This window comes from Bacillus sp. CECT 9360 (assembly GCF_918741275.1).
Classification (GTDB): Bacteria; Bacillota; Bacilli; order Bacillales; family DSM-1321; genus Peribacillus.
The window spans coordinates 142,413-163,115 of the sequence record NZ_CAKKNA010000004.1 but is presented as its reverse complement, the minus strand read 5'-3'; the positions used below and the strand labels follow the sequence as shown (position 1 = coordinate 163,115).

Genomic DNA, 20,703 nt, shown 5'->3' with positions numbered 1-20,703 from the left:
TAAAATATCCCCGAATTGTCCAAGATGTAAGTAGGACCCCGTTGGAAGTTCGCTTCATTGAATTATGAACTTTCACATTTACTAAGCTATGAATATTTGATAAAAAGAAAGGGAGTAGGTAGTATGAAAGTCCGTCAAGACGCTTGGACAGAGGAAGATGATTTGTTATTAGCAGAGACTGTTCTGCGGCATGTCCGTGAAGGTAGCACCCAATTAAACGCATTTGAAGAGGTTGGAGATAAGTTGAACCGCACTTCCGCCGCCTGTGGATTCCGCTGGAATGCAGTTGTGCGCCATAATTACGACAAAGCGCTCCAATTGGCGAAAAAACAGAGAAAGCAACGACAACGAATCCTGGGCAAGGATCAGGGAGGCAAGAAAAAGCTGCTCTACACTCCTCCAGCTCCGACTATTGAGGATATTAGGGTGAGGGGACCCCATCACCATCAGCACGAATTAAACGAACCTGAATTAGAACTTGAATTAGAATTAGAACCTGAAACTGAAACAATTGCTTATGCCATTCCGGAGACGGTCGCCCCTGCAAATGCGGTGCGCAACGAAGGAAGTGACAGCAATACTCTCACACTCGACGTTGTTATTACGTATTTGCAATCTATGAATAACATGATACTGCAGGCCGAAGTGCTAAAATCAGAGAACGAAAGATTAAAACTCGAAATGGCAGAATTGAGAAAAAGAAACCAGCAGCTTGAGAAAAAGGCTGAGAATCTGGAACAGAATACAGGCATGATTCAAGAAGACTATGAGACATTAATGAACATCATGAATAGAGCGAGGAAGCTCGTTCTGTTAGAGGAAGACGAGCGTCCGGCAACTAAATTCAAAATGGACCGGAATGGTAATTTAGAAAAGTTGGCGGAATAAATAGAAAAGCGGAAGCGCTCTGTTAGTAAGGAAGAACGACTAAGACCGCCACAACCTGTGCGTCGTGGCTAGACATCTTTCAAAGTTAATAAATTTACACGGTCTTTAACTTTAAAAACCAAAATCTAAATAATTCTGTTAAGGAGATCGATTGGCGACAGCCCCATTCACATAGAACTTTTTCACATGTGAAAGAATGAGAGGAATCTCTGTCCATGAAAAAAATCTGTTAAAGGCCCATGGAGGGACTAAACAGATTTTTTTGGCTTTTCAAGTGTAAAAGCCTTTTCATTGCGCTCGGCCACTCTGGCCAAATACATTTCATATACTGGCAGTTCTTGCGGGGTCAGCCCGCTTGCGTGGATTGTTCCGCTCCTAATTTTTAAGGTTTGTAGAAACATGAGCATCACATCCTGAATCGTAAGCGGTACGTTTAACAGTTCGGATAAGGAAGCCATCACTTCCGGCTGGATATCAGGATAGGCGAACTTAGTTTCAGCCTGACCCTTTCCTTGTCGATAAAATTCCTTTAACAGCTCCGCCCTCTCGGATCCACTTTCGCTGACGCACAAATAAATCTGGACAGCTACCCCGCCGCGAATCCTTCGCTGTGAAATTCCGGCGAATTTTTTTCCGTCAATGCTGAGATCATAGCTTCCTGGACAATAAGAACCTGCAATTTCTTTGGCTTCAATCAACATTCCAAAATCCGCAAACATCGTTTCAATGAGCATCCACATCGCATCATACCCGCGATTGATGTCAATCTTCCGTTCTGTTTCCGGAAAAATCAAAGAAAGGTTTAATACCCCTTCATCCAATACAACTGCCAGACCACCGGAATTTCTCACAATCACTTGGTACCCCTGTTCTTTGAGGTAGGAGATGCCATTTTGAAGAAACGGTAGTTTACTATCTTGGATTCCGAGTACAATTGTCCGATGATGAACCCAAGCCCGGGCCACTGCAGGGGAATCGCCCTTTCCTACTGAGGCGCATAGCGTATCATCCATTGCAAAAGACTGCAATGCATGAAACTGCGGTCCCAATGAAGATTGATCGATAATTCGCCACTCTGGCTGTATTAATAACGACTCTTTATCATTCATACGTTTTCTTCCTTTTTTTCGCAGAAAGGAAAGTTTTAAACTTCTTTTCTGCATAAGTGCAACTACGTCTAATCTCCGCCTTACGGCTCGCCAATCGACGAGTTTTCTTTAAAAATCCTCTTCTCATTATAACATAAAATTAATGAACAAAAGGCTGCCTTGCTTGGAAGTAGGGCAGCCTGAACCGTGTTATTTATGAAGGGCCTGAGCGGCTGTAATTATTCCCAGCTTATACACATCTTCTTCGTTGCATCCCCGGGACAGGTCGTTTACCGGACGATTTAAGCCTTGAAGAATTGGCCCGACGGCTTCGAAGTTCCCTAATCGCTGCGCAATTTTATAGCCAATATTACCAGCTTCCAGACTAGGAAAAATGAATATGTTCGCATCTCCCTGGAGCGGTGAGTCAGGAGCTTTTTTCTGGGCCACAGATGGAACGAAGGCCGCGTCAAATTGGAACTCCCCGTCCAATATGAGCATTGGATTCATTTTCTTTGCTTCCTGAACGGCTTCGGCGACTCTGTCCGTTTCTGGTGATTTAGCTGATCCTTTTGTCGAGAAGCTTAGCATGGCCACTCTCGGTTCAATATCAAACATTTGGGCTGTGCGTGCACTTTCAATGGCAATCTCAGCTAAATCCGTGCTGTCCGGAGCGATATTAATCGCACAATCGGCAAAGACATATTTCTCATCCTCACGTACCATAATGAAGACACCCGACGTTTTGCGGACGCCCTCCTTCGTTTTAATGATTTGAAGAGCCGGTCGCACAGTATCAGCGGTAGAATGCGCCGCTCCGCTTACGAGACCGTCTGCCTTATTTGTAAAAATAAGCATCGTGCCAAAATAATTCTCATCCAGGAGGATTTTTCGAGCCTCCTCTTCAGTTGCTTTCCCTTTGCGCCGTTCCACAAATGACGCGACCAGCTCGTCCATCATCATGTAATTATGAGGGTCATAGATTTCAGCACCTTCAACGGAGACGCCTAAAGATTTTGCTTTCTCCTGAACTTGTTTGATATTCCCGATTAGGACAGGTGTAACAAGTTTCTCCTTTGCAAGCCTCCCAGCTGCCGTAAGGATACGCTCATCCTGCCCTTCAGGAAACACAATTCTCAGGTTGTTTCCCGAAATCTTCGCTTTTAATGATTCAAATAAATCACTCATATTATCTCCTCCTTCATTTTCAACCATATAATTTAATCCATGATTCTGTTAAAATGCCCTTTTCCTTATTAAGGATACCCGTTCATCATCAAGAATTCCATCATCGGGAACGGTGTTGGCGTTTTCATAAAAATATTATTAAATTCCGAAAATAACAACATTTTAATAAGGTTTCTTTTAGAATGATTTCCTTTTTTTCTTTTGTTAAACCCATTGCTTATTATTCCATTTCAATCATCCTTATGTTTATATTTTACCAGTTCGGACATTTTTAAAAATATGAACATTTTCCGAACAAATAGCGAATAAGAACTTGAGAAATTATCTTTAATTTATACTATGGTATAGTATGGATGTAATTAAAGAGATATAGGAGTGATCGTAATGAGTGAACCTGCACAAACACTTGATGGCTGGTATAGCCTGCACGACTTCCGGCTGATTGACTGGACTTCATGGAAAATGCTTACGAGCGACGAACGCCAGGCGGCTATTTCAGAATTCAATAGTTTATTGGAAAAATGGAATAAAACCCAAAGCAAAAAAGAAGGCAGTCATGCCCTTTATTCTATCGTTGGCCAAAAAGCCGATTTTATGTTAATGTTTGTTCGCCCTACAATGGAGGAATTAAACGAAATTGAAATGGAATTCAATAAGTCCAAGCTTGCCGAGTATACCATTCCCGCCTATTCGTATGTTTCTGTTGTAGAATTGGGGAATTACCTGCCGGAGGACGAGGATCCTTACCAAAACCCTCAATTCCAGGCTCGCTTGTATCCGATTCTTCCGAAATCAAAGCATGTCTGCTTCTATCCAATGGACAAGCGCCGCCAGGGTGAAGAAAACTGGTACATGCTCCCAATGGAAGATCGTCGCAGCATGATGCGCTCACACGGGATGATCGGCCGCCAATATGCAGGGAAAGTAAAACAAATCATTACCGGCTCTGTCGGCTTTGACGACTATGAATGGGGTGTTACCTTATTCGCCGATGATGTCCTTCAATTCAAGAAACTCGTTTATGAAATGCGTTTTGACGAAGTAAGCGCCCGCTACGGCGAATTTGGTGCCTTCTACGTTGGCAATATTCTTCCCGAAGAAAAGATTCAATCCTTTTTGCACGTATAATTACGAAAGCCCCCTCCTTTGGGGGCTTTTTTATTTTGCAGTCATAAAAGATAACCTCCACCCATACATATGAAATAGTGAGGATTTCTTCTAATCATTCGTGTCCTGCCTTAAATAATTTAACGATTTGGAGGGAAATTGATGAGTCAGCAAAACAACAACAAGAGTTCACAGGGAAACTACGGGTATCCGGGAGGAGTTCCCTACTATCCTTATGCAAATGTAAATCCCGCCCAGCGCCAGGAGCCGCAGTACACGCAATATCCGCCGGGAGGCTACTCCCAGAATCAGATGGCACAGGGAGGCATGGGCTCCCCCCCACCACCACAGGGAAATATGCAAGCCGCGCCTGGTGCCCAGCCTGCTCCGCCAGGGTCACAAATGCAGGGTATGCTGCCTGCTGAAGCTTCGTACATTGAAAATATCCTTCGTCTGAATAGAGGTAAATTAGCAACCGTTTACGCTACATTTGAAGGCAATAAAGAATGGAATGCTAAGGTTTTCAAAGGGATAATCGAAGCGGCCGGCCGTGATCATGTCATTCTGAGTGACCCGCAAACCGGAGCCCGCTACCTGATTCTGATGGTCGCTGTCGATTATGTTACATTCGAAGAAGAAATCGAATATGATTATCCCTACGGCGGAACCACGAACCTTTCCGTTTATCCCCCAAGGTAAGGAAAGAACATAATTAAAAGAGGATGGCTTTTAAGGAATCTTGAACATTCCCAAAAAGCCATCCTCAATTTGTCATAAGTTCTTGTATACAGCCACAATGAACAGCACCCATGCAGCCAGGAAGGAAACTCCGCCTAAAGGAGTGATTGCACCCAATATTTTAATTTGCGTAACACTCAATACAAAAAGGCTGCCTGAGAACAAAATGATGCCAATAAACATTAACCAGCCTGACCAGGTCATAAGCGGTCCGCCAATTTTACCTGAGATAAGAGCGACGATCATCAATCCGGTTGCATGGAACATTTGATATGTAACCGCCGTTTTCCATGTTTCTAAGTATTTATCAGGAATTCTTCCTTCTAAACCATGAGCCCCGAATGCACCAAGAGCAACAGCAATAAAGGCATTGATTGCCCCTAAAATAATAAACAGCTTCAATATAAAAACTCCTCTCAATTTACAATATTAAAAATCAAACAAAGAATCCCCATTTGCATCATCCATCTTTACCGGCTTTGATGTCGGCATAGACACCGATATGGGTTGTGCGGCCTGGCTCACAACAGGTAGCTGACGGTCGGAAGTGTAACCCGCGGTAGGATCATTTTCTATTCCGATTCTCTCTTCAAGCAATAAATCACACAATGCTTGAATCGCAGTAGCGTATCCACCCAGTTTTTCCCGGGACTCTGTATGTTTGGCTTTCGTTACAAGCTCTTCTATTTTATCCAGCACTTTATCTGAAGAAATATCCATGTACCCCACCTCATAAAAGTTTCAGTTAAACTGTTTAATAGCATATCAAAAAACTTACTTATAAACAAAGATGCCTGTTCTTCCGACCCCGGTTGTTTCGAAAGCTACTCGGAAGAGCTAAAGCTTTTTTGTAACATATTTTTTCTCATATTTCGATTTTGTTGCCGGGTTAACTGGTTTTATTGCCGCAACGGGGATTTTGGTTGCCGGAATTTTAATTTTGTTGCCAGTCCCTTTTTTTGTTGCCGATATTTCGATTTTGTTGCCGGTTTAACTGGTTTTGTTGCCGAGACGAGGACTTTCGTTGCCAAAATTTTAATTTTGTTGCCAGTCCCTTTTTTTGTTGCCGATATTTCGATTTTGTTGCCGGGTTAACTGGTTTTGTTGCCGGAACGAGGACTTTCGTTGCCAAAATTTTAGTTTTGTTGCCAGTTCCTTTGTTTGTTGCCGATATTTCGATTTTGTTGCCGGCAACGGGGACTTTGGTTGCGAAAGTTATTCGAAAGAGCTAAATCTTTTTTGTAACAGGCTTTTTCTCATATTTCATGCATGGCTGTCCTGATGAACGAAATACTTCCTGGGAAGGAATCATGGATGTTTTAAACTGAAAGGCCTTACATCCTTTCGGAAACTGAGGGTCCCAGGTTATATAATAATGCTTGCATGACATACAGTTTATTTTTTCAACCATCGCTTTATAACCTCGCTATTGCTTCAACTTTCACTCACCGGTTGGAAATCTGCCAATGGATTTCTTCTTCTCCCCATGCACTTAAGCGGTCGTTTACCTGAGAAAAGGGACGGCTTCCGAAGAATCCCCTTCTTGCGGACAGCGGACTGGGATGCGCGGACGTGATGATATGATGTTTACTCGCATCTATTAACGGAATCTTGCCTTGCGCAGGCTTTCCCCAAAGGACGAAGACCATAGGTTTATCTCTATCACTTAAACTGGTGATCACTTTATTCGTAAAATTTTCCCACCCTTTGCCGCGATGTGAGTTGGCTTCACCCTCACGCACTGTCAAGACAGTGTTCAAAAGCAGTACGCCCTGCTCAGCCCATTCCACTAAATATCCGTTATTCGGAATGGTGCAGTCAATGTCATCGTGTAGTTCTTTAAATATATTTTTTAAGGAAGGCGGCAAGCGCACGCCGGGCTTTACGGAAAAACTAAGTCCGTGAGCCTGGTTCGGTCCATGGTAAGGGTCCTGTCCCAAAATGACGACTTTCACTTTTTCATATGGGGTTAAATGCAGTGCATTCAAGATGTCACCGGCAGCCGGGTAGATTGTATGATTGCTATATTCCTGCTTCAGAAATTCCCGAAGCCGCTTATAATAATCCTTCGTAAATTCAACCGACAGTACGTGTTGCCAATCGTTATGCAATACTTCATTTGCCATATAAAAGCACTCCCCTCTATACCATATTATACGATAACCGCAGGCTGGTATCGAATTCCGGGCATGAAATTGGATTCTATTTTGGGACCTAAGAAAAACAATGCTTGCTTGCTAGGTTTCTTGACACCCTCCTTTTGGATATATATAAGAGATGACAAATTCTTATTTGGGGGAACAGGCATGAAAAAAGAGAAAAAATCATGGTATGCGAAAAAACGCTTTTATATACCAGCCATCATTATCATAATCGTTACGATTATCATTTCATATAACCAGTATAAACCGCTTCCTGATGGTGTTTCCTATGAAGGGGAGATCCACCAGGTGGATGATGTCGACTTCCTATATGATCTTTCATATAAGGATCGAAATGGGGAAATTCAGCATGAACGAAGAATTTTCGAAGAGATTTATCATGCTATTGAAGAAGCAGAATCGTATATTGTCATCGATATGTTCCTTTTTAACGGCTATTATGATGAAAAAGTAAAGTTCCCAAATATCAGCGAAACATTGACCAAAAAAATAGTCGAACAAAGTAAAGCAAAGCCCAATCTGAGAGTAATCTTCATTACAGATGAAGTGAATACATCCTATCAAGCATATAAATTAAAGGAAATTGAGACATTGAAGGACCATGGAGTCGAAGTAGTAATCACTAACCTTGATCGCCTGCGCGATTCCAATCCGCTCTATTCCGGAGTCTATCGGACCTTTTTTCAATGGTTCGGCGAAAGCGGTTATGGATGGATTCGCAATCCGATGGCAAGCAATGCCCCAAAAGTTACCTTCCGTTCGTATTTGCGCCTGTTGAACATCAAGGCAAATCATAGAAAGCTCCTGGCCACCGAGAAAACAGCGATTATTTCATCTGCCAACCCGCATGACGCAAGCGGCTTTCACTCCAATATCGCTTTTCGAATGGATGGGAACATTATCGGGGATTTTATCAAGGCTGAGGAAGCCGTCGGACGGTTTTCCAAAGGACCCGATAAATTTCCCGTATATGAAAAAAAGCCTGAACGAGAAGGACCGATAAAAGTACAATTTCTAACGGAAGGCAAGATTTATCAACATGTGCTAGCAAGCATTCATGACACTAGGAAAGGGGACCGAATCTGGCTCGGGATGTATTATATTGCCGACCGCAAAGTCGTTGAGGCGCTAACCGATGCCGCTAAGCGTGGGGTCAAAATCAAAATGGTGCTGGATCCGAACCAAAATGCCTTCGGTTCCGAAAAAATCGGGCTTCCCAATCTGCCTGTCGCAGCCGAGTTTCAAGAATTAGGGGAGGACAACATTGAAATCCGCTGGTATAAGACGGAGAAGGAGCAGTACCATTCAAAGCTATTGTACATCCAAAAGCCGGAAGATCATGTAATCATTGGCGGTTCAGCCAACTATACAGAACGTAACCTGGATGATTATAACCTTGAAGCTAATGTTAAAATCCAAGCATCAGGGTCCGAACAAATCACCAAAGATGTTGAAGCATACTTCAATCGCATCTGGTCGAACGAAGATGGCACATATACAGCCGATTATGAGGATTATCAAGATAAGCTGCCTGTCATTAAATATGTGCTTTATCGAATTCAAAAGGCATTTCGGTTCACAACCTTTTAAACCGCCATCTAGAGTCATGGTTTGGAATAAATCCAAAAAAAGATGTTTTACGGGGACCGTTTTAGGCTAAATATATAATATGGCTGTACAGCATCTCAATAAATCAAACGAATAACAAATCTAGTAACCCTTAAGGAGGAATTTTTATGTATCAAGTACACGTGATAGAAAACGGAGTCCAAGCGAAGGAAAAAATTGATCATTTGTTAACATCAGGTTACTCAAAAGAAAATCTTTATTTATTTGCACATGATAAAAACCGTTCTGAACATTTGACAGAAAATACAGATACGGAAGGAATCGGCATGAAAGAACAAGGATTGCTTGATTCAGTTGGAAACATGTTTAAGTCCCGAGGCGATGAGCTTCGTTCCAAAATGAGTTCTCTTGGCTTGAGTAAGACGGAAGCGGAACAATATGAAGTAGATCTCGATAAAGGCAAAGTTGTTCTTGTCGCCAGCAAAGAAGTAAATTAATCGCTTATTCATGGAAAGAGGCGGGCCCCAAGTGGAGCCTGCCTCTTTTTTTCATTATCCCAAAATCCTTTGATATAACGCCTTGGCATGCGCCATGTCCTTTGTACCGTGAATGAGGGCGCGTCCATCATGAAAAATGACCATCCGTTCATCATCTGTCTCAAGCGACAACAGGAATGGATTAGATTTCACGGTATATCCGCTTGCCAAAAGATCGCTCCCCAGCTTGTCCAGCTGCAACTTCCGCGGGTTCGGTGGCCGTACTTGAACAGTGTCCCTGCCGCAAAGAACCGTTGTCTTTGTGGCATTCTCCAGCGTTAAAAATGGATAAGTCGGCGCTTCCCCGCATGATAGACAATCACTTTTCTTTGCTTTGCCGACTTTCATTGTTTGGTATTGGTTTCGCCAAAGATCAAACGTTGAAAAACCCGGGCGGACCGCCTCATAATCCTCGACCAGAATCTTCAAAGCTTCGGCATTTTGATGAGCGACAACCATTTGTACCGCAGGTGAAATAATACCGCCTGTATCGCATGTCATCCCCTGGATCGGAATCGAACGGAGCAGACAATTCAAACAGGGCGTCACTCCAGGAATAATTGTAAAGCTCATTCCAACACTGCCGACACACGCACCATAAATCCACGGAATTTTATGCTTTTGGGATAAATCATTGATCACCATCCTAGTCTCAAAGTTATCGGTCGCATCAATGATCAAAGATACACCTGAAAGCAACGGCTCGAGCGTCAAAGCGGTTCCATCGATAATTACGGCCTCAATTTCAACTTCTCCGTTGATATCATGGCAATGCATCTTAGCTGCCTCTGCTTTCGGAAGCTTCTCCCGTACATCTTTTTCTGTATATAATTGCTGTCTCTGCAAGTTGCTTGCTTCAACATAATCTCGATCAACAATCGTCAGCTTGCCGATGCCAGCCCTCGTCAAAAATTCGGCGTTCGCGGATCCTAATGCGCCCGCACCCACGAGCAGTACATGTTTGCTGCGTATTTTTGCTTGTCCTTTTTCCCCAATTGGAGAAAACAATGTTTGCCGTGAATAGCGTCCATCCATGATTGACTCTCCCCCACCTGTCACCCGCCGCTGACCGGGGGAATAAAAGCAACGGTATCCCCATCTGAAAGAACCGTTTCGTCATCGGCAAATTCTTCATTAACAGCCGTCATGACTGTATTCAATTCTTCCAACCCGTAATCAGTGGCCATTTTATTCTTTAACTCGGCAACGGTCCATTCCGTTCCTTCTACGGAAACTTCCTCATTGCCGACAGCATCCTTTAAATGTGCAAAAAAGAGTACTTTAATCATGTAAATCCTCCTTTTCAGGCTTCCCAGACGGATAACGAACGGTTTCCAACTGATCCCCGATCCACTTTTCTCCGTCTTCCCAATGTTCTTTTTTCCAGATCGGGACTATTTCTTTGATTCTTTCTATCGCATATCGATTAGCTTCATAGGCATCATTGCGATGCGGAGTACTTACCGCGATCACCACGGCTACATCCGTAATGTCAAGCTTGCCGACACGGTGGGTGATCGCAACATGCGCATCAGGCCAGCGTTCATTAATTTCCTTGCCGATCTGTTCCAGCTTTTTTACGGCCATTGATTCATAGGCTTCATATATGAGAAAAAGAGTCTTTTTACCTTTTGTCAGCTCTCTGACGGTCCCAATAAATGTGGTAACTGCACCGGCTTCCCTTGCAACAACCTTATCGATTACATCCTGAACCTGGATGGGGTTTTTCGAAATTTGAAAGTTCATTGTCTCATCCTTTTTAATGAAATTATCATGAGATCAGCGGGCTGTCGGATAATCTGCCCTTTTAACTGGATTAAAGCCTCACAATTAACTTCCTTGATTATATTCATAATCCTAACACAGTTAAGGGGGATAATTAACATCCTATGGCTTGGAAAAATTATTTGGGGAAATAAAGGGCCATTTCATCTTCCATGCTTTTTGCGTGTTCATATTCAAGCGGCGTATTCATGTTATAAAACAGATAAGGAAAGAGCTTTTTGTGTGTCGCGTATAGCTCGAAATCAGTTTCTTTCATTATTTTCACATTGATCTTTTCAAGAAAATCCAGCATCCTGAGTTTTCGTTCTTCAAGACATGAGACAATCAGCGGAATTGAAGATTTTCGATACACGGCAAATAAAGGGTGAAGCCTGCCATTGATCTCCGGGACAAGTGCCTCGTAATTTTTTAAGTTATCCAGCATTTCTTCAATGAGAGAAGCCCTTATAAATGGCATATCACAAGCCGAAATGAACACCGTGTCCGTTTTCGATGCTTGCATACCTGCATGCAGCCCTGCAAGCGGACCCAATCCTTCATATTCATCCTCGAGCATCGGAAAGTCCAGAAATGTATAATCAGCCGGTGAATTGGTAATCAAATATACTTCACCGACCGCTTTTCTTAATTCGGAAGCGATTTGCTGGATACTCACTTCTTCCGATATCGGAAGCATGGCTTTATTTGTCCCCATTCTGCTTGATTTCCCGCCTGCTAGCAGCAATCCTGTTGTATTCATTTACGAGTGGGCTCCCTTCCCTCGTTTATTTATCCATTGCGAATGAAATCCCATAATGACTCAGGAGAAACATCAGCTAAAGTGTATTGAAGGATTAGCTTTAAACCCCGTTCCCTTAGGCATTTGTAAATTTACATTCTAAATATAATGGTATATGCTTGACGGAGATATTTCAAAGGTTCATTAAAAATAACATATATTAGTACCGTTAGGAGATCTCACTATGGCAATGAAAAAAGCATTGACCCTGGCCGGCTCTGATTCGAGCGGAGGAGCAGGAATACAGGCTGATCTGAAAACCTTCCAGGAATTGGGCGTATACGGAATGTCAGCACTGACAACGATTGTAACCATGGATCCTAAAAACGGCTGGTCTCACCACGTATTTCCGCAAGCTACCGCGACAGTGGAAGCTCAACTAGAAACGATTCTTTCAGTCGGAATCGATGCAATGAAGACTGGAATGCTAGGTTCTGTAGAGATCATTGAACTGGCCGGCCGTAAAATCGATGAGCTTGGTTTGAAGAATATTGTGATCGATCCAGTCATGGTTTGTAAAGGAGAAGACGAGGTACTCCACCCGGAAACAGCCACCCGACTTCGCGACGTTCTCGTTCCTCGTGCTACGGTGGTAACGCCAAATCTTTTTGAAGCCTGGCAGCTGTCGGGAATTGGTCCGATCCGTACAGTGGACGATATGAAAGCTGCGGCTGTGAAGATTAAACAATTAGGTGCTAAGTATGTGCTGATCAAAGGCGGAAGCAAGCTTGAGCATGAACAGGCAATTGACCTGTTATATGATGGGGAAACTTTCGAAATCTTAGAATCCGAACGGATTGAAACAAGTTATACGCACGGCGCAGGCTGCACGTATTCAGCTGCGATTACGGCTGAACTGGCTAATGGAAGGTCTGTCATTGATGCGATTTATACAGCAAAAGAATTTATTACGGAAGCGATCCGCCATTCGTGGAAATTAAACGAATATGTCGGCCCTACTATGCACAGTGCTTACCGTAAATTCGGGGCAGACAGAAAGCAAGTTTCAAAATAAACAGAACTGAGGATTCATTTAAAAAGTAGGCTCTGTTAAACGATAATGTTGTTTTTGGGAAGGGAATCTGCGAGACTCCTGCGGAAAAACGGGCTGGCAAGACCCCGCAGCGAGGTACGAGTGAGGAGGCTTGACAGTTCGTCCGCGGAAAGCGAGTAGATTCCATGACCATTTGAAAATCAACAATGGAATTTAACAGAGCCAAAAAGTAAAAAGTTTTCCTGTAGATTGGGCATCTTTATAACGTACAGGACTACACTTTTCTTTTTAGGGAAGCCTCTTTTTTCTAGGTATTAAATAGATGGCAGAACCTAACTTTTCGCTTTTTAGGATGCTTTTTAGTAAGATAGATATGATCTAGATTGTTCTATTGTCCGCAGTAGAGGAGGAAAAGCAAATGAAACCTATTGAACGTGCTGAAGTGCAGCATGCCATCAATTCGTTTGCAGGAAGTAATGTTTATTTGCATCTGGAAACGACCAATGGTGCTTACGCCACCCATAATGATGAATCATTCTTTTCCGCAGGCGCGTATATCCGTAATGCCTTTATCAATTATGAGCATGGCAAGATTATCGGGGACGGCCCTTATCGAGTCGGCTTGAAGCTTGAAATTGGCTGGGTTTACGCGGAAGGCCTGACGCATTATGAAATAGATGACCAGGGAAGGCTTTTGCTGGCAGGATTGGATTTCACAGGAAAGCTAGCCGTTGCCATGCAAATCAGCCCGAGTCCTTTTGAATAAAGAAAGGAGCAGTACCGTTATGGAAAAAGAACGTCATGTATTAGTAATCTTCCCTCATCCGGATGATGAGGCTTTTGGAGTTTCTGGTACGATCGCTTTGAATATTGAAAGTGGAACACCCGTCACCTATGTCTGTTTGACACTTGGTGAAATGGGACGTAATCTGGGTAATCCGCCTTTCGCGACAAGAGAGTCGCTTCCGAAGATTCGCAGGAAAGAACTGGTGGATGCTGCCAATACTTTGGGCATCCAGGATTTGCGGATGCTTGGTTTACGCGATAAAACGGTGGAATTTGAGGATGATGAAGAGCTGACCGAAAAAATGTCGGCCTTTATCGAGGAATTAAATCCTTCCCTTGTCATCACCTTCTATCCGGGATACAGTGTCCATCCTGACCACGAAGCTACGGCAAGGGCAGTAGTCCGCGCTGTAAAGCGAATTGAGCCGGATGCGCGCCCTAAATTGCATTGTGTTGCTTTTGCTAATAATAGCCTCACAGAGCTAGGTGAGCCTGACATTATTAATGATGTTACCGCTGTAGAAGATAAAAAAATCGCTGCCATTAAAGCCCACCGGTCACAAACCGAATCGATGATAGCCTCCTGGGCCGAAAAAACGGAAAACCAGGACCCGGTAATGTTGGCCTGGATTCGGCAGGAACGTTTTTGGACCTATAAGTTTTCAGAATGATTCTTTTGGATGGAACGGGATTGGCCTTTGCCCATTCCTTCTTTTTTTGCAAAAAAAATCCGCCTGCGTTAGCAAGCGGATAAAAAGGGGGATTACTATGGAAAATTCATCATGGTTATAGTATGTCCCCCGTCCATTTTCTTTATACCCGGTTTAAAAAAATTTTTTTTATAAAGATGAAAGCCGGAGCCGATATAATTTATCATCCTCTTGATCTGGGTTTCCTCTTCCGTCCGTGTTGTTGCTTATAAAATATAAGTACTCTTCGTCAATCAGGATATCGCGGACCCTTCCCGCACCCGTAAAAACATTGCCATCTTCTTTATTCTCGAGGTCAAAAGTTTTAACGGCTTCCCCTCTTAACGCACCTAGATAAAGGCTCCCTTCATGATAAGCAATTCCTGAAGGTGCCCATGTGTCAGTCCCCACATGGAATAGCGGGCTTTCCATTCCGTCTTTCTTTTCATCCCCTGTAATCAAAGGCCATCCATAGTTTTTTCCTGGCGTAATTTTATTGATTTCATCATAGCCTGAAGGGCCATGCTCGCTGCTGTATAATTGACCGTTCTCATCCCAGGTGAGGCCTTGGGGATTGCGGTGCCCAAGTGTATAAACAGGGGAATCAGGAAGTGGATTATCCTCCGGGATACTGCCATCAAGGTTCAGGCGTAGAATTTTCCCGCCTAATGAGTTGCTGTCCTGTGCAATTTCTTCCTTGCTGGCATCCCCTGTAGTAGCGTATAGTTTCTGATCCGGTCCAAGCTTCAGCCTGCCTCCATGATGGTAATTTCCACTTGGGATTCCATCGAGGATCACGTCCATTTCCTTCCATTGCTGATTAGCGTATTGAAGAACTGCAATCCTATTCATCGCATTTCCATTTTGCTCGTACGTATAATAAGCGAAGGCTTCTTTGGACTCTTGAAAATCCGGACTAAGCACAAAACCAAGCAGGCCTGCTTCCGGATTATCGGAAAGGGAATGATCCAATTCAACTTTCTCACGAGTCATCTTCTCGTTTTCCCATTTCACAATGGCGCCGCTTCTTTCAGCCAAATAGAAGGTGTCATTGATTTTCTGAATGGACCAGGGAGCTTCCAGCTTGGTCAATAAAACCTCAGCATCTCCCTGGTTGGCTGATTCTTCGGGTTGAGGCTTACTGTTGTCTGTGTTGTTTTGATGGTTTTTGGAACAGCCGCTGATTAGGATTACCATACTAAAGAGAATCATAAACTTTTTAACCACAATACTCCCTCCTTTTCAATGTTAGAAGCGGTATATGATGTCGGTCAAAGCTGTAAATGATCGGCCGCCTACGTAACCTATAGTCCTTCGTTCAAAACCTTATTTATTGCCTTAGCCACGCCATTTTCATCATTGGTATCAGTGATAAAGTTACATAAATTTTTAATCTCAGAAGGTGCATTGCCCATCGCAAAGGATCGGCCGACACGTTCGAGCATCGAGACATCATTGAAATTATCACCAATCGCCATGGTATCGCTTAATGAACCGCCTCTATCTTTTACATACTTTTCTAATGCGATTCCTTTCTGTGCGTCCTTGTTCGTAACCTCAAGGTTTTCCCGCCCGGAAGAACTGACAGCGAGTGTTGTATTCTCCTTTAAGCCACTTGCAGCCTCGCCGAGTTTTTGAAAATCATTAGAGAAAATTAAAAACTTATAATATTCGAGTTCATGAATACTAAAAAGGTTTTCGTAGTCTTCTATCGATTTTATCTGGCTGACAGTAACACGCTGCCTTGCCTGCTCGGTCACCTTGATTGGATCTAAATCAGGATTCGCCGTGAGTAAAATATCAACCAATGTAGCCATGGACTTTTCATAGTTTTTCGTATAAGTCCCATCGCTTGTATAAACTTCAAAGTAGATTCCGATTCCCTCTAAATATCGTATGACAGATTTAACTGTATCTGGATTCATTGGATTCGAAGCAGCGATTGCTCCATCTTTTGTATAAACCACCGCGCCATTCACACAAATGACCGGACACTCTATATTGGCCTCATCCAGGGCATAGCGCGCCTCCTGATAAGATCTTCCGGTCGCGATGATTACTTCCACCCCTTCTTTTTGGGCGCGTTCGATTGCCTCCTTATTTTCCATGCTTACCTTTTGTTCTTTATTTAATAATGTTCCATCCATATCACTGGCAATGAATTTAACCAACCATAACACCTCTGTTTCATTTTGCTTTAAAAATTACACGCTCATATTTTATATTTTTTACTATATAGCATTTAATACTCGTTTTATTATCCGAATAAATTCAGGGTTTGCCAAATACTTAACAAAAAACAGCCTGAATAGCCCAGGCTGTCAATCGATATCTCAATCCACATTTTTCCCTCGGGAGCTTACCCAGATTTCATACCATTGCTCGCGATTCATTTTTAGTGACAAAGCATTTACAGCACTCTGGATCCGTTCGACCTTTCCCGAGCCGACGATCGGCATGATTTTTGCCGGATGATGCATGAGCCATGCGTAAATCACTTCATCAATATTGGATGCTCCCAGTTCTTCCGCTATTTTTTGCAATGTGGTCCGTACCCGTGACGGCTTATCTTCCTCACTTGTAAAAATAATCCCTCGATTTAAGGGCGACCAGGCCATCGGCGGCATTTTCTTCTCGATACACTGGTCAACTACGCCATTTTCAAAATGATCGCGGTACAAGACAGATAGTTCGACTTGATTGGTCACCAGCGGTACATCTAAATAAGCATTAAGCATATTCACTTGAGACGGCAGAAAGTTGGAAACACCGAAGTGCTTGACCTTACCGGCTTTTTTCAAGCTTGAGAATGCGTCAGCGACCTCTTCCGGATTGGTCAAAACATCCGGGCGATGAATGAGTAGTACGTCTATGTAATCCGTTTTAAGCATTTTTAATGAACGCTCTGCCGATTCGATAATATGCTCCTTGCTTGAATCATAATGATTTAAACGGAAGCCATTTTTATCATTCGCGAGCTTGATACCGCATTTTGTGACAATCTCCAGCCTACTCCGAAGCTCCGGCTTTAAAGAGAGGGCGTTTCCAAAAAACTCTTCACACGTATATTTTCCATATATATTGGCCGTATCGATCGTCGTGATTCCCAATTCCAGGCACTGCTCAAGCAAATGCAGCGTTTCCTGATCCGTATAATCCCAATCCGCCAATCTCCAGTGTCCATGAATAATTCGGGAAAATTGCAAATCATCTTGAAGCTGAATCCTCTCCATGTAAGCACCCTTCCTTTTCTCGTTATCAATTCGTCTTTTTTTGCAGACGGCAGTGATATATCTTCCCGCCTGCAATAGGCAAATATGAATCTCAGCCTTAAAAAGCTCGTCAGTCTTTATCTTATCATAGCCATGATGAAAGTCATAAACGATTACATCCTTGTAAGGCATGCTTTATCAGAAAAAAGAAAAGCCGGTAGATTTAATATCCGTGCCGGCTTTTACCTTTATAAAGAGGAAACACCTGCTATTTGTTCAATAGCCGCCTTTATTTCCTCTTGTATTTTTTCTATTTTTACAAAGTCCATTGCCGCTACATAGATCGCTTCCAACTCATCGTGCAAGGTTTTTGCTTGTGCGAGATACGAAATGGCTTCGTTCATTTTTGATTTATACCTCCCGGAGATTTCATTTATCTCCTGGGCATAGTTATCGTCTGTTCCCGGTGTAATCGCCGCCTTATACATATCGATGATTTCATCGCCTTCCCGGCTTGGGAAATATTCATGAGGGGCCGTGCTGTCAAAAATCGCAAGACCGATTTCCCTGACAATCACCATGTCCAGGCTGTTTGGATCAAAGCCGCAGTGATAGATTTCCACATCAAAGCCTCTTTGTTCGGCAGCAGTCGCCAATTTCTTCAGCATAGTCGACTTGCCAGAGCCAGGCCTTCCTTTAATAAAATAGCGTTTAGCTAAATCCTCGGTAAGGTTCGGAACAAAATCAACGGCTCCCTTGGGGGTCGCTGCCCCGAGGAAACGGTGGCGGACGAAAGCTAGCTTGTTAATGAACATTTCACCGAAAAACGTTTCTTTCAATTTTTCAGTCAACTGGTTCACTTTGTTGAAATCCATATGTTCTATATATATTTTTTCCCACTCATCGTGAACCCGAAGCGCTTCCGCAAATTTTGAATACGCTGTTTCAAAAGAATGGCTAATCTCCGCGGAAAGCCGGATAATTGCCTCTTTTTCAGCAGCTAGTTTGTCTGAATCCCATGCCTCCCCTAAATTAACATACTCTTCAATGGCTCCCGGAGCCTTCGGTTCAATTACATGGGGAGCCGTTCCATCCACAATACCAACCTTAAATTTCGGGATAATGACTCCATCAATCGATTGGTTATCAGAGGAGCAGTGCAAATATTCAATATCAAATCCTTTACCTGCCCATGCCTGGCCTACCTTTTTCATAAGGGTGGACTTCCCTGTGCCTGGCCCGCCCTTTAGGATAAATAATTTATCAAGTCCTTGAAGATTGGATTCATACAAACTGTAAAAACCGCGTGCTGTGTTTCCTCCGGCATAATAGTTTTTAATTTTTCCCGTCAAGTTACCAACACTCCTTTTTTGAAATGCTAAGGATCGCTTCAACCATTAGTATATGCATCACCCCCTTTATGGGTGAATGCCTATGTCAAATGGGAAGGGGATTGGAACAGGAAACTATATATTAAGGACTCTTTTTTTCTACCGTCCGGGCAATGACCGCTCCAATTAAAAGTGCCCATACCGGGGAACTAATATGGAGAAAGGATACGTTTGACATCGCAATGACAAACGCGGCCAGCGCGCTTAATTTATATTGACTTCCGGCAAAGCCCATTTGCAGGCTGGAGTGAAGGACGCCGATCAAAGCAAATCCTGCCAGCAGGGCAACAAAAGCCTGCGGCAAACCTTGTATGAACGGAACAATCGTCCAGGCAAAAGCTCCGAACAATAAAAGTACGACCCCGGATACAAAAGAAGCCATATACCGCTTTGATTTAGGGCCTGAATCCGGACCGGCACAAATCGCCGTCATCATTCCGGCGATATTTGCACTTTGCCCTCCGAAAAAGCCCGCAAAAATAGAAAAACCACCGCTAAGCGAAACGATTTTGCGAATAGGCGGCTCAAAATTCGAGCTTTTCAGTGCACCGATTCCAGGTGCGGCATCATTGCTCAGGATCAGCATAGCAAGAGGCAGGGCCAGTGTCAGTGCCCCCATCCAAGTGAATTCCGGTGTTTGAACGGATGGCAGGTAAAAAGCGGTCTCCGCAGGCACCATGTTCAGACCCTGTGTCCATAATAAAGCAAGGAAAGCTACCACAACCGCCATCATGACAGGTGGAAAACGCCTGCTATACTTCGTGAAAATTAAAAAACTGACGAGAGCCGCTCCTCCAACCATTGGCAATTCCTTTATAGATGGAACGAGTTGAACAACATAACCCGTTACCAGTCCTGCGAGCATTGCCGAAATAATTTCCTTTGGAACCCATTTAATGATTCTTGTAAAAAGGCCGGATATACCAACGAGAAAAATCAACAGCCCTGATATAACATATCCGCCAATCAACTGTTCGTATGTAAATTGGGAAGTCATCGTTGCCAAAAAAGCGACACCGGATATGGAATGGCCTCCTGTGATCGGAATTTTGTACAACATCGACATAAGTATGCCGAAGAGTCCGCCGAAGAAATATACGGCAAACATCCAATCGACTGTCTGTTGCTCCGTAAACCGTCCTGAATCAGCTGCTTCTAAAATAATTAATGCTGGGCCAGTCATGACCAATGTACTTGAAATGAGACCAGAAGATATATTTTGGCCCGTTACATCCCGGAACAGATGCCTTCGATCGGATTCCCCTTTTGTGTTGGAAACCCTTTGTCGTCCTTCATGCTTTTCTTGCATTTCCATCTGATCCACTCCCGTTTCCCCGATGTATGAATACCTATTATATTTGGGACAAGAATGGTTTTTTGTCAAGATGCTTCATTACTGCCTCGGTTCCCAATTTCGATAAAGAGCGATTTATACTTTAATTAACCCTAAAAATTTTGCTTCAATTGCCTTGATTAATCCCGCCGGCTTTAGCTCCACCTGGATTCCGACTTTCCCGCCGCTGACAGTCAACGTATCCAGCTTCAAAGCACTTTCGTCAACATATGTCGGGTAAAGCTTCTTCATCCCGATTGGTGAGCAGCCGCCCCGGATATAGCCTGTCCATTTTTGCAAGTCCTTGACGGGAAGCATTTCAATCTTTTTCTCACCGGCAGCTTTGGCTAAATTGTGACCGGCGAGCCAAGGGCCTCACAATCAATGACACAGCTCACGATGCAATCGTGGAGGAATGTTTAAATAAGATTGCCACATTTTTGCAATGATACCTTCCGG

Annotated in this window: 23 protein-coding genes and 1 pseudogene; 8 read left to right on the top strand and 16 right to left on the bottom strand. The window is 43.4% G+C overall.

The window, feature by feature from the left end; all coding sequences use genetic code 11:
• Positions 1–123: 123 nt before the first annotated feature.
• On the top strand, positions 124–888 hold the full coding sequence (locus tag LQ216_RS06265; protein ID WP_230127871.1) for an RsfA family transcriptional regulator: 765 nt from the start codon (positions 124–126) through the stop codon (positions 886–888).
• A 248-nt stretch (positions 889–1,136) separates the two neighbouring features.
• Here the strand turns inward: LQ216_RS06265 and LQ216_RS06260 are convergent, their stop codons facing one another.
• Both LQ216_RS06260 and pta read right to left on the bottom strand, forming a co-directional pair.
• Entirely contained in the window at positions 1,137–1,997 is an 861-nt protein-coding gene (locus LQ216_RS06260; protein ID WP_230127867.1) for a lipoate--protein ligase family protein, read from the bottom strand.
• Positions 1,998–2,186: 189 nt separating this feature from the next.
• Entirely contained in the window at positions 2,187–3,164 is a 978-nt protein-coding gene (pta, locus tag LQ216_RS06255) for a phosphate acetyltransferase (protein WP_230127864.1), read from the bottom strand.
• 384 nt (positions 3,165–3,548) lie between these two features.
• Between pta and hemQ the strand changes: the two genes are divergently transcribed.
• Positions 3,549–4,292: a hydrogen peroxide-dependent heme synthase gene (gene hemQ, locus LQ216_RS06250; protein ID WP_230127861.1), complete on the top strand. Its 744-nt coding sequence runs from the start codon at positions 3,549–3,551 to the stop codon at positions 4,290–4,292.
• A gap of 141 nt (positions 4,293–4,433) precedes the next feature.
• The gene (gerQ, locus tag LQ216_RS06245; RefSeq protein WP_230127858.1) at positions 4,434–4,970 is read left to right on the top strand and encodes a spore coat protein GerQ; all 537 of its coding nucleotides are present in this window, start codon (positions 4,434–4,436) and stop codon (positions 4,968–4,970) included.
• 72 nt (positions 4,971–5,042) lie between these two features.
• Here the strand turns inward: gerQ and LQ216_RS06240 are convergent, their stop codons facing one another.
• The 4 genes from LQ216_RS06240 to LQ216_RS06225 form a co-directional block, all read right to left on the bottom strand.
• Positions 5,043–5,411, bottom strand: a complete 369-nt coding sequence (locus LQ216_RS06240) for a DUF423 domain-containing protein (RefSeq protein WP_230127855.1) — start codon at positions 5,409–5,411, stop codon at positions 5,043–5,045.
• Positions 5,412–5,438: 27 nt separating this feature from the next.
• Entirely contained in the window at positions 5,439–5,729 is a 291-nt protein-coding gene (locus tag LQ216_RS06235) for a YwdI family protein (protein WP_230127852.1), read from the bottom strand.
• Positions 5,730–5,943: 214 nt separating this feature from the next.
• Positions 5,944–6,141 carry a hypothetical protein gene (locus LQ216_RS06230; RefSeq protein ID WP_230127849.1) on the bottom strand — a complete coding sequence of 66 codons (198 nt, stop codon included), beginning with the start codon at positions 6,139–6,141 and terminating at the stop codon, positions 5,944–5,946.
• A 313-nt stretch (positions 6,142–6,454) separates the two neighbouring features.
• Positions 6,455–7,135, bottom strand: coding sequence for a uracil-DNA glycosylase (locus tag LQ216_RS06225; protein ID WP_230127846.1), 681 nt, complete (start codon positions 7,133–7,135; stop codon positions 6,455–6,457).
• A gap of 180 nt (positions 7,136–7,315) precedes the next feature.
• Here LQ216_RS06225 and LQ216_RS06220 point away from each other — a divergent pair, with 180 nt between their 5' ends.
• Together LQ216_RS06220 and LQ216_RS06215 are read left to right on the top strand one after the other, a co-directional pair.
• Positions 7,316–8,761, top strand: a complete 1,446-nt coding sequence (locus LQ216_RS06220; protein WP_230127843.1) for a phospholipase D family protein — start codon at positions 7,316–7,318, stop codon at positions 8,759–8,761.
• A 146-nt stretch (positions 8,762–8,907) separates the two neighbouring features.
• Positions 8,908–9,237 carry a general stress protein gene (locus LQ216_RS06215; RefSeq protein ID WP_230127841.1) on the top strand — a complete coding sequence of 110 codons (330 nt, stop codon included), beginning with the start codon at positions 8,908–8,910 and terminating at the stop codon, positions 9,235–9,237.
• 54 nt (positions 9,238–9,291) lie between these two features.
• Here the strand turns inward: LQ216_RS06215 and LQ216_RS06210 are convergent, their stop codons facing one another.
• The 4 genes from LQ216_RS06210 to LQ216_RS06195 form a co-directional block, all read right to left on the bottom strand.
• The gene (locus LQ216_RS06210) at positions 9,292–10,311 is read right to left on the bottom strand and encodes a MoeB/ThiF family adenylyltransferase (RefSeq protein ID WP_230127838.1); all 1,020 of its coding nucleotides are present in this window, start codon (positions 10,309–10,311) and stop codon (positions 9,292–9,294) included.
• A 20-nt stretch (positions 10,312–10,331) separates the two neighbouring features.
• Complete coding sequence (gene moaD / locus LQ216_RS06205; RefSeq protein ID WP_230127835.1) at positions 10,332–10,565, bottom strand: molybdopterin converting factor subunit 1; 234 nt, start codon at positions 10,563–10,565, stop codon at positions 10,332–10,334.
• On the bottom strand, positions 10,558–11,022 hold the full coding sequence (locus LQ216_RS06200) for a molybdenum cofactor biosynthesis protein MoaE (RefSeq protein WP_230127833.1): 465 nt from the start codon (positions 11,020–11,022) through the stop codon (positions 10,558–10,560). Before LQ216_RS06200 ends, moaD begins: the two co-directional genes overlap by 8 nt.
• Positions 11,023–11,179: 157 nt before the next feature.
• Positions 11,180–11,800, bottom strand: a complete 621-nt coding sequence (locus LQ216_RS06195) for a molybdenum cofactor guanylyltransferase (protein ID WP_230127831.1) — start codon at positions 11,798–11,800, stop codon at positions 11,180–11,182.
• A gap of 223 nt (positions 11,801–12,023) precedes the next feature.
• Between LQ216_RS06195 and pdxK the strand changes: the two genes are divergently transcribed.
• From pdxK to bshB2, 3 genes are all read left to right on the top strand, one after another.
• Positions 12,024–12,854 (top strand): pyridoxine/pyridoxal/pyridoxamine kinase, encoded by an 831-nt coding sequence (pdxK, locus tag LQ216_RS06190; RefSeq protein ID WP_230127829.1) that lies wholly within the window; start codon positions 12,024–12,026, stop codon positions 12,852–12,854.
• Between the two features lie 397 nt (positions 12,855–13,251).
• The gene (locus LQ216_RS06185) at positions 13,252–13,599 is read left to right on the top strand and encodes a YojF family protein (RefSeq protein WP_230127826.1); all 348 of its coding nucleotides are present in this window, start codon (positions 13,252–13,254) and stop codon (positions 13,597–13,599) included.
• A gap of 19 nt (positions 13,600–13,618) precedes the next feature.
• Complete coding sequence (bshB2, locus tag LQ216_RS06180) at positions 13,619–14,290, top strand: bacillithiol biosynthesis deacetylase BshB2 (protein ID WP_230127824.1); 672 nt, start codon at positions 13,619–13,621, stop codon at positions 14,288–14,290.
• A 168-nt stretch (positions 14,291–14,458) separates the two neighbouring features.
• Here the strand turns inward: bshB2 and LQ216_RS06175 are convergent, their stop codons facing one another.
• From LQ216_RS06175 to LQ216_RS06150, 6 genes and pseudogenes are all read right to left on the bottom strand, one after another.
• The gene (locus tag LQ216_RS06175; protein WP_230128291.1) at positions 14,459–15,538 is read right to left on the bottom strand and encodes a PQQ-dependent sugar dehydrogenase; all 1,080 of its coding nucleotides are present in this window, start codon (positions 15,536–15,538) and stop codon (positions 14,459–14,461) included.
• Between the two features lie 74 nt (positions 15,539–15,612).
• On the bottom strand, positions 15,613–16,488 hold the full coding sequence (locus tag LQ216_RS06170) for a Cof-type HAD-IIB family hydrolase (RefSeq protein WP_354958549.1): 876 nt from the start codon (positions 16,486–16,488) through the stop codon (positions 15,613–15,615).
• A gap of 153 nt (positions 16,489–16,641) precedes the next feature.
• Positions 16,642–17,541 (bottom strand): aldo/keto reductase, encoded by a 900-nt coding sequence (locus LQ216_RS06165; RefSeq protein WP_230127820.1) that lies wholly within the window; start codon positions 17,539–17,541, stop codon positions 16,642–16,644.
• A 227-nt stretch (positions 17,542–17,768) separates the two neighbouring features.
• A complete protein-coding gene (locus tag LQ216_RS06160) occupies positions 17,769–18,872 on the bottom strand; it encodes a PRK06851 family protein (protein ID WP_230127816.1) in 1,104 nt (367 codons plus the stop codon).
• A 121-nt stretch (positions 18,873–18,993) separates the two neighbouring features.
• A complete protein-coding gene (locus tag LQ216_RS06155; RefSeq protein WP_230127813.1) occupies positions 18,994–20,226 on the bottom strand; it encodes a benzoate/H(+) symporter BenE family transporter in 1,233 nt (410 codons plus the stop codon).
• A gap of 114 nt (positions 20,227–20,340) precedes the next feature.
• Positions 20,341–20,592: pseudogene (locus LQ216_RS06150) on the bottom strand (YbaK/EbsC family protein); the annotation flags it as partial.
• Between the last annotated feature and the right edge of the window lie 111 nt (positions 20,593–20,703).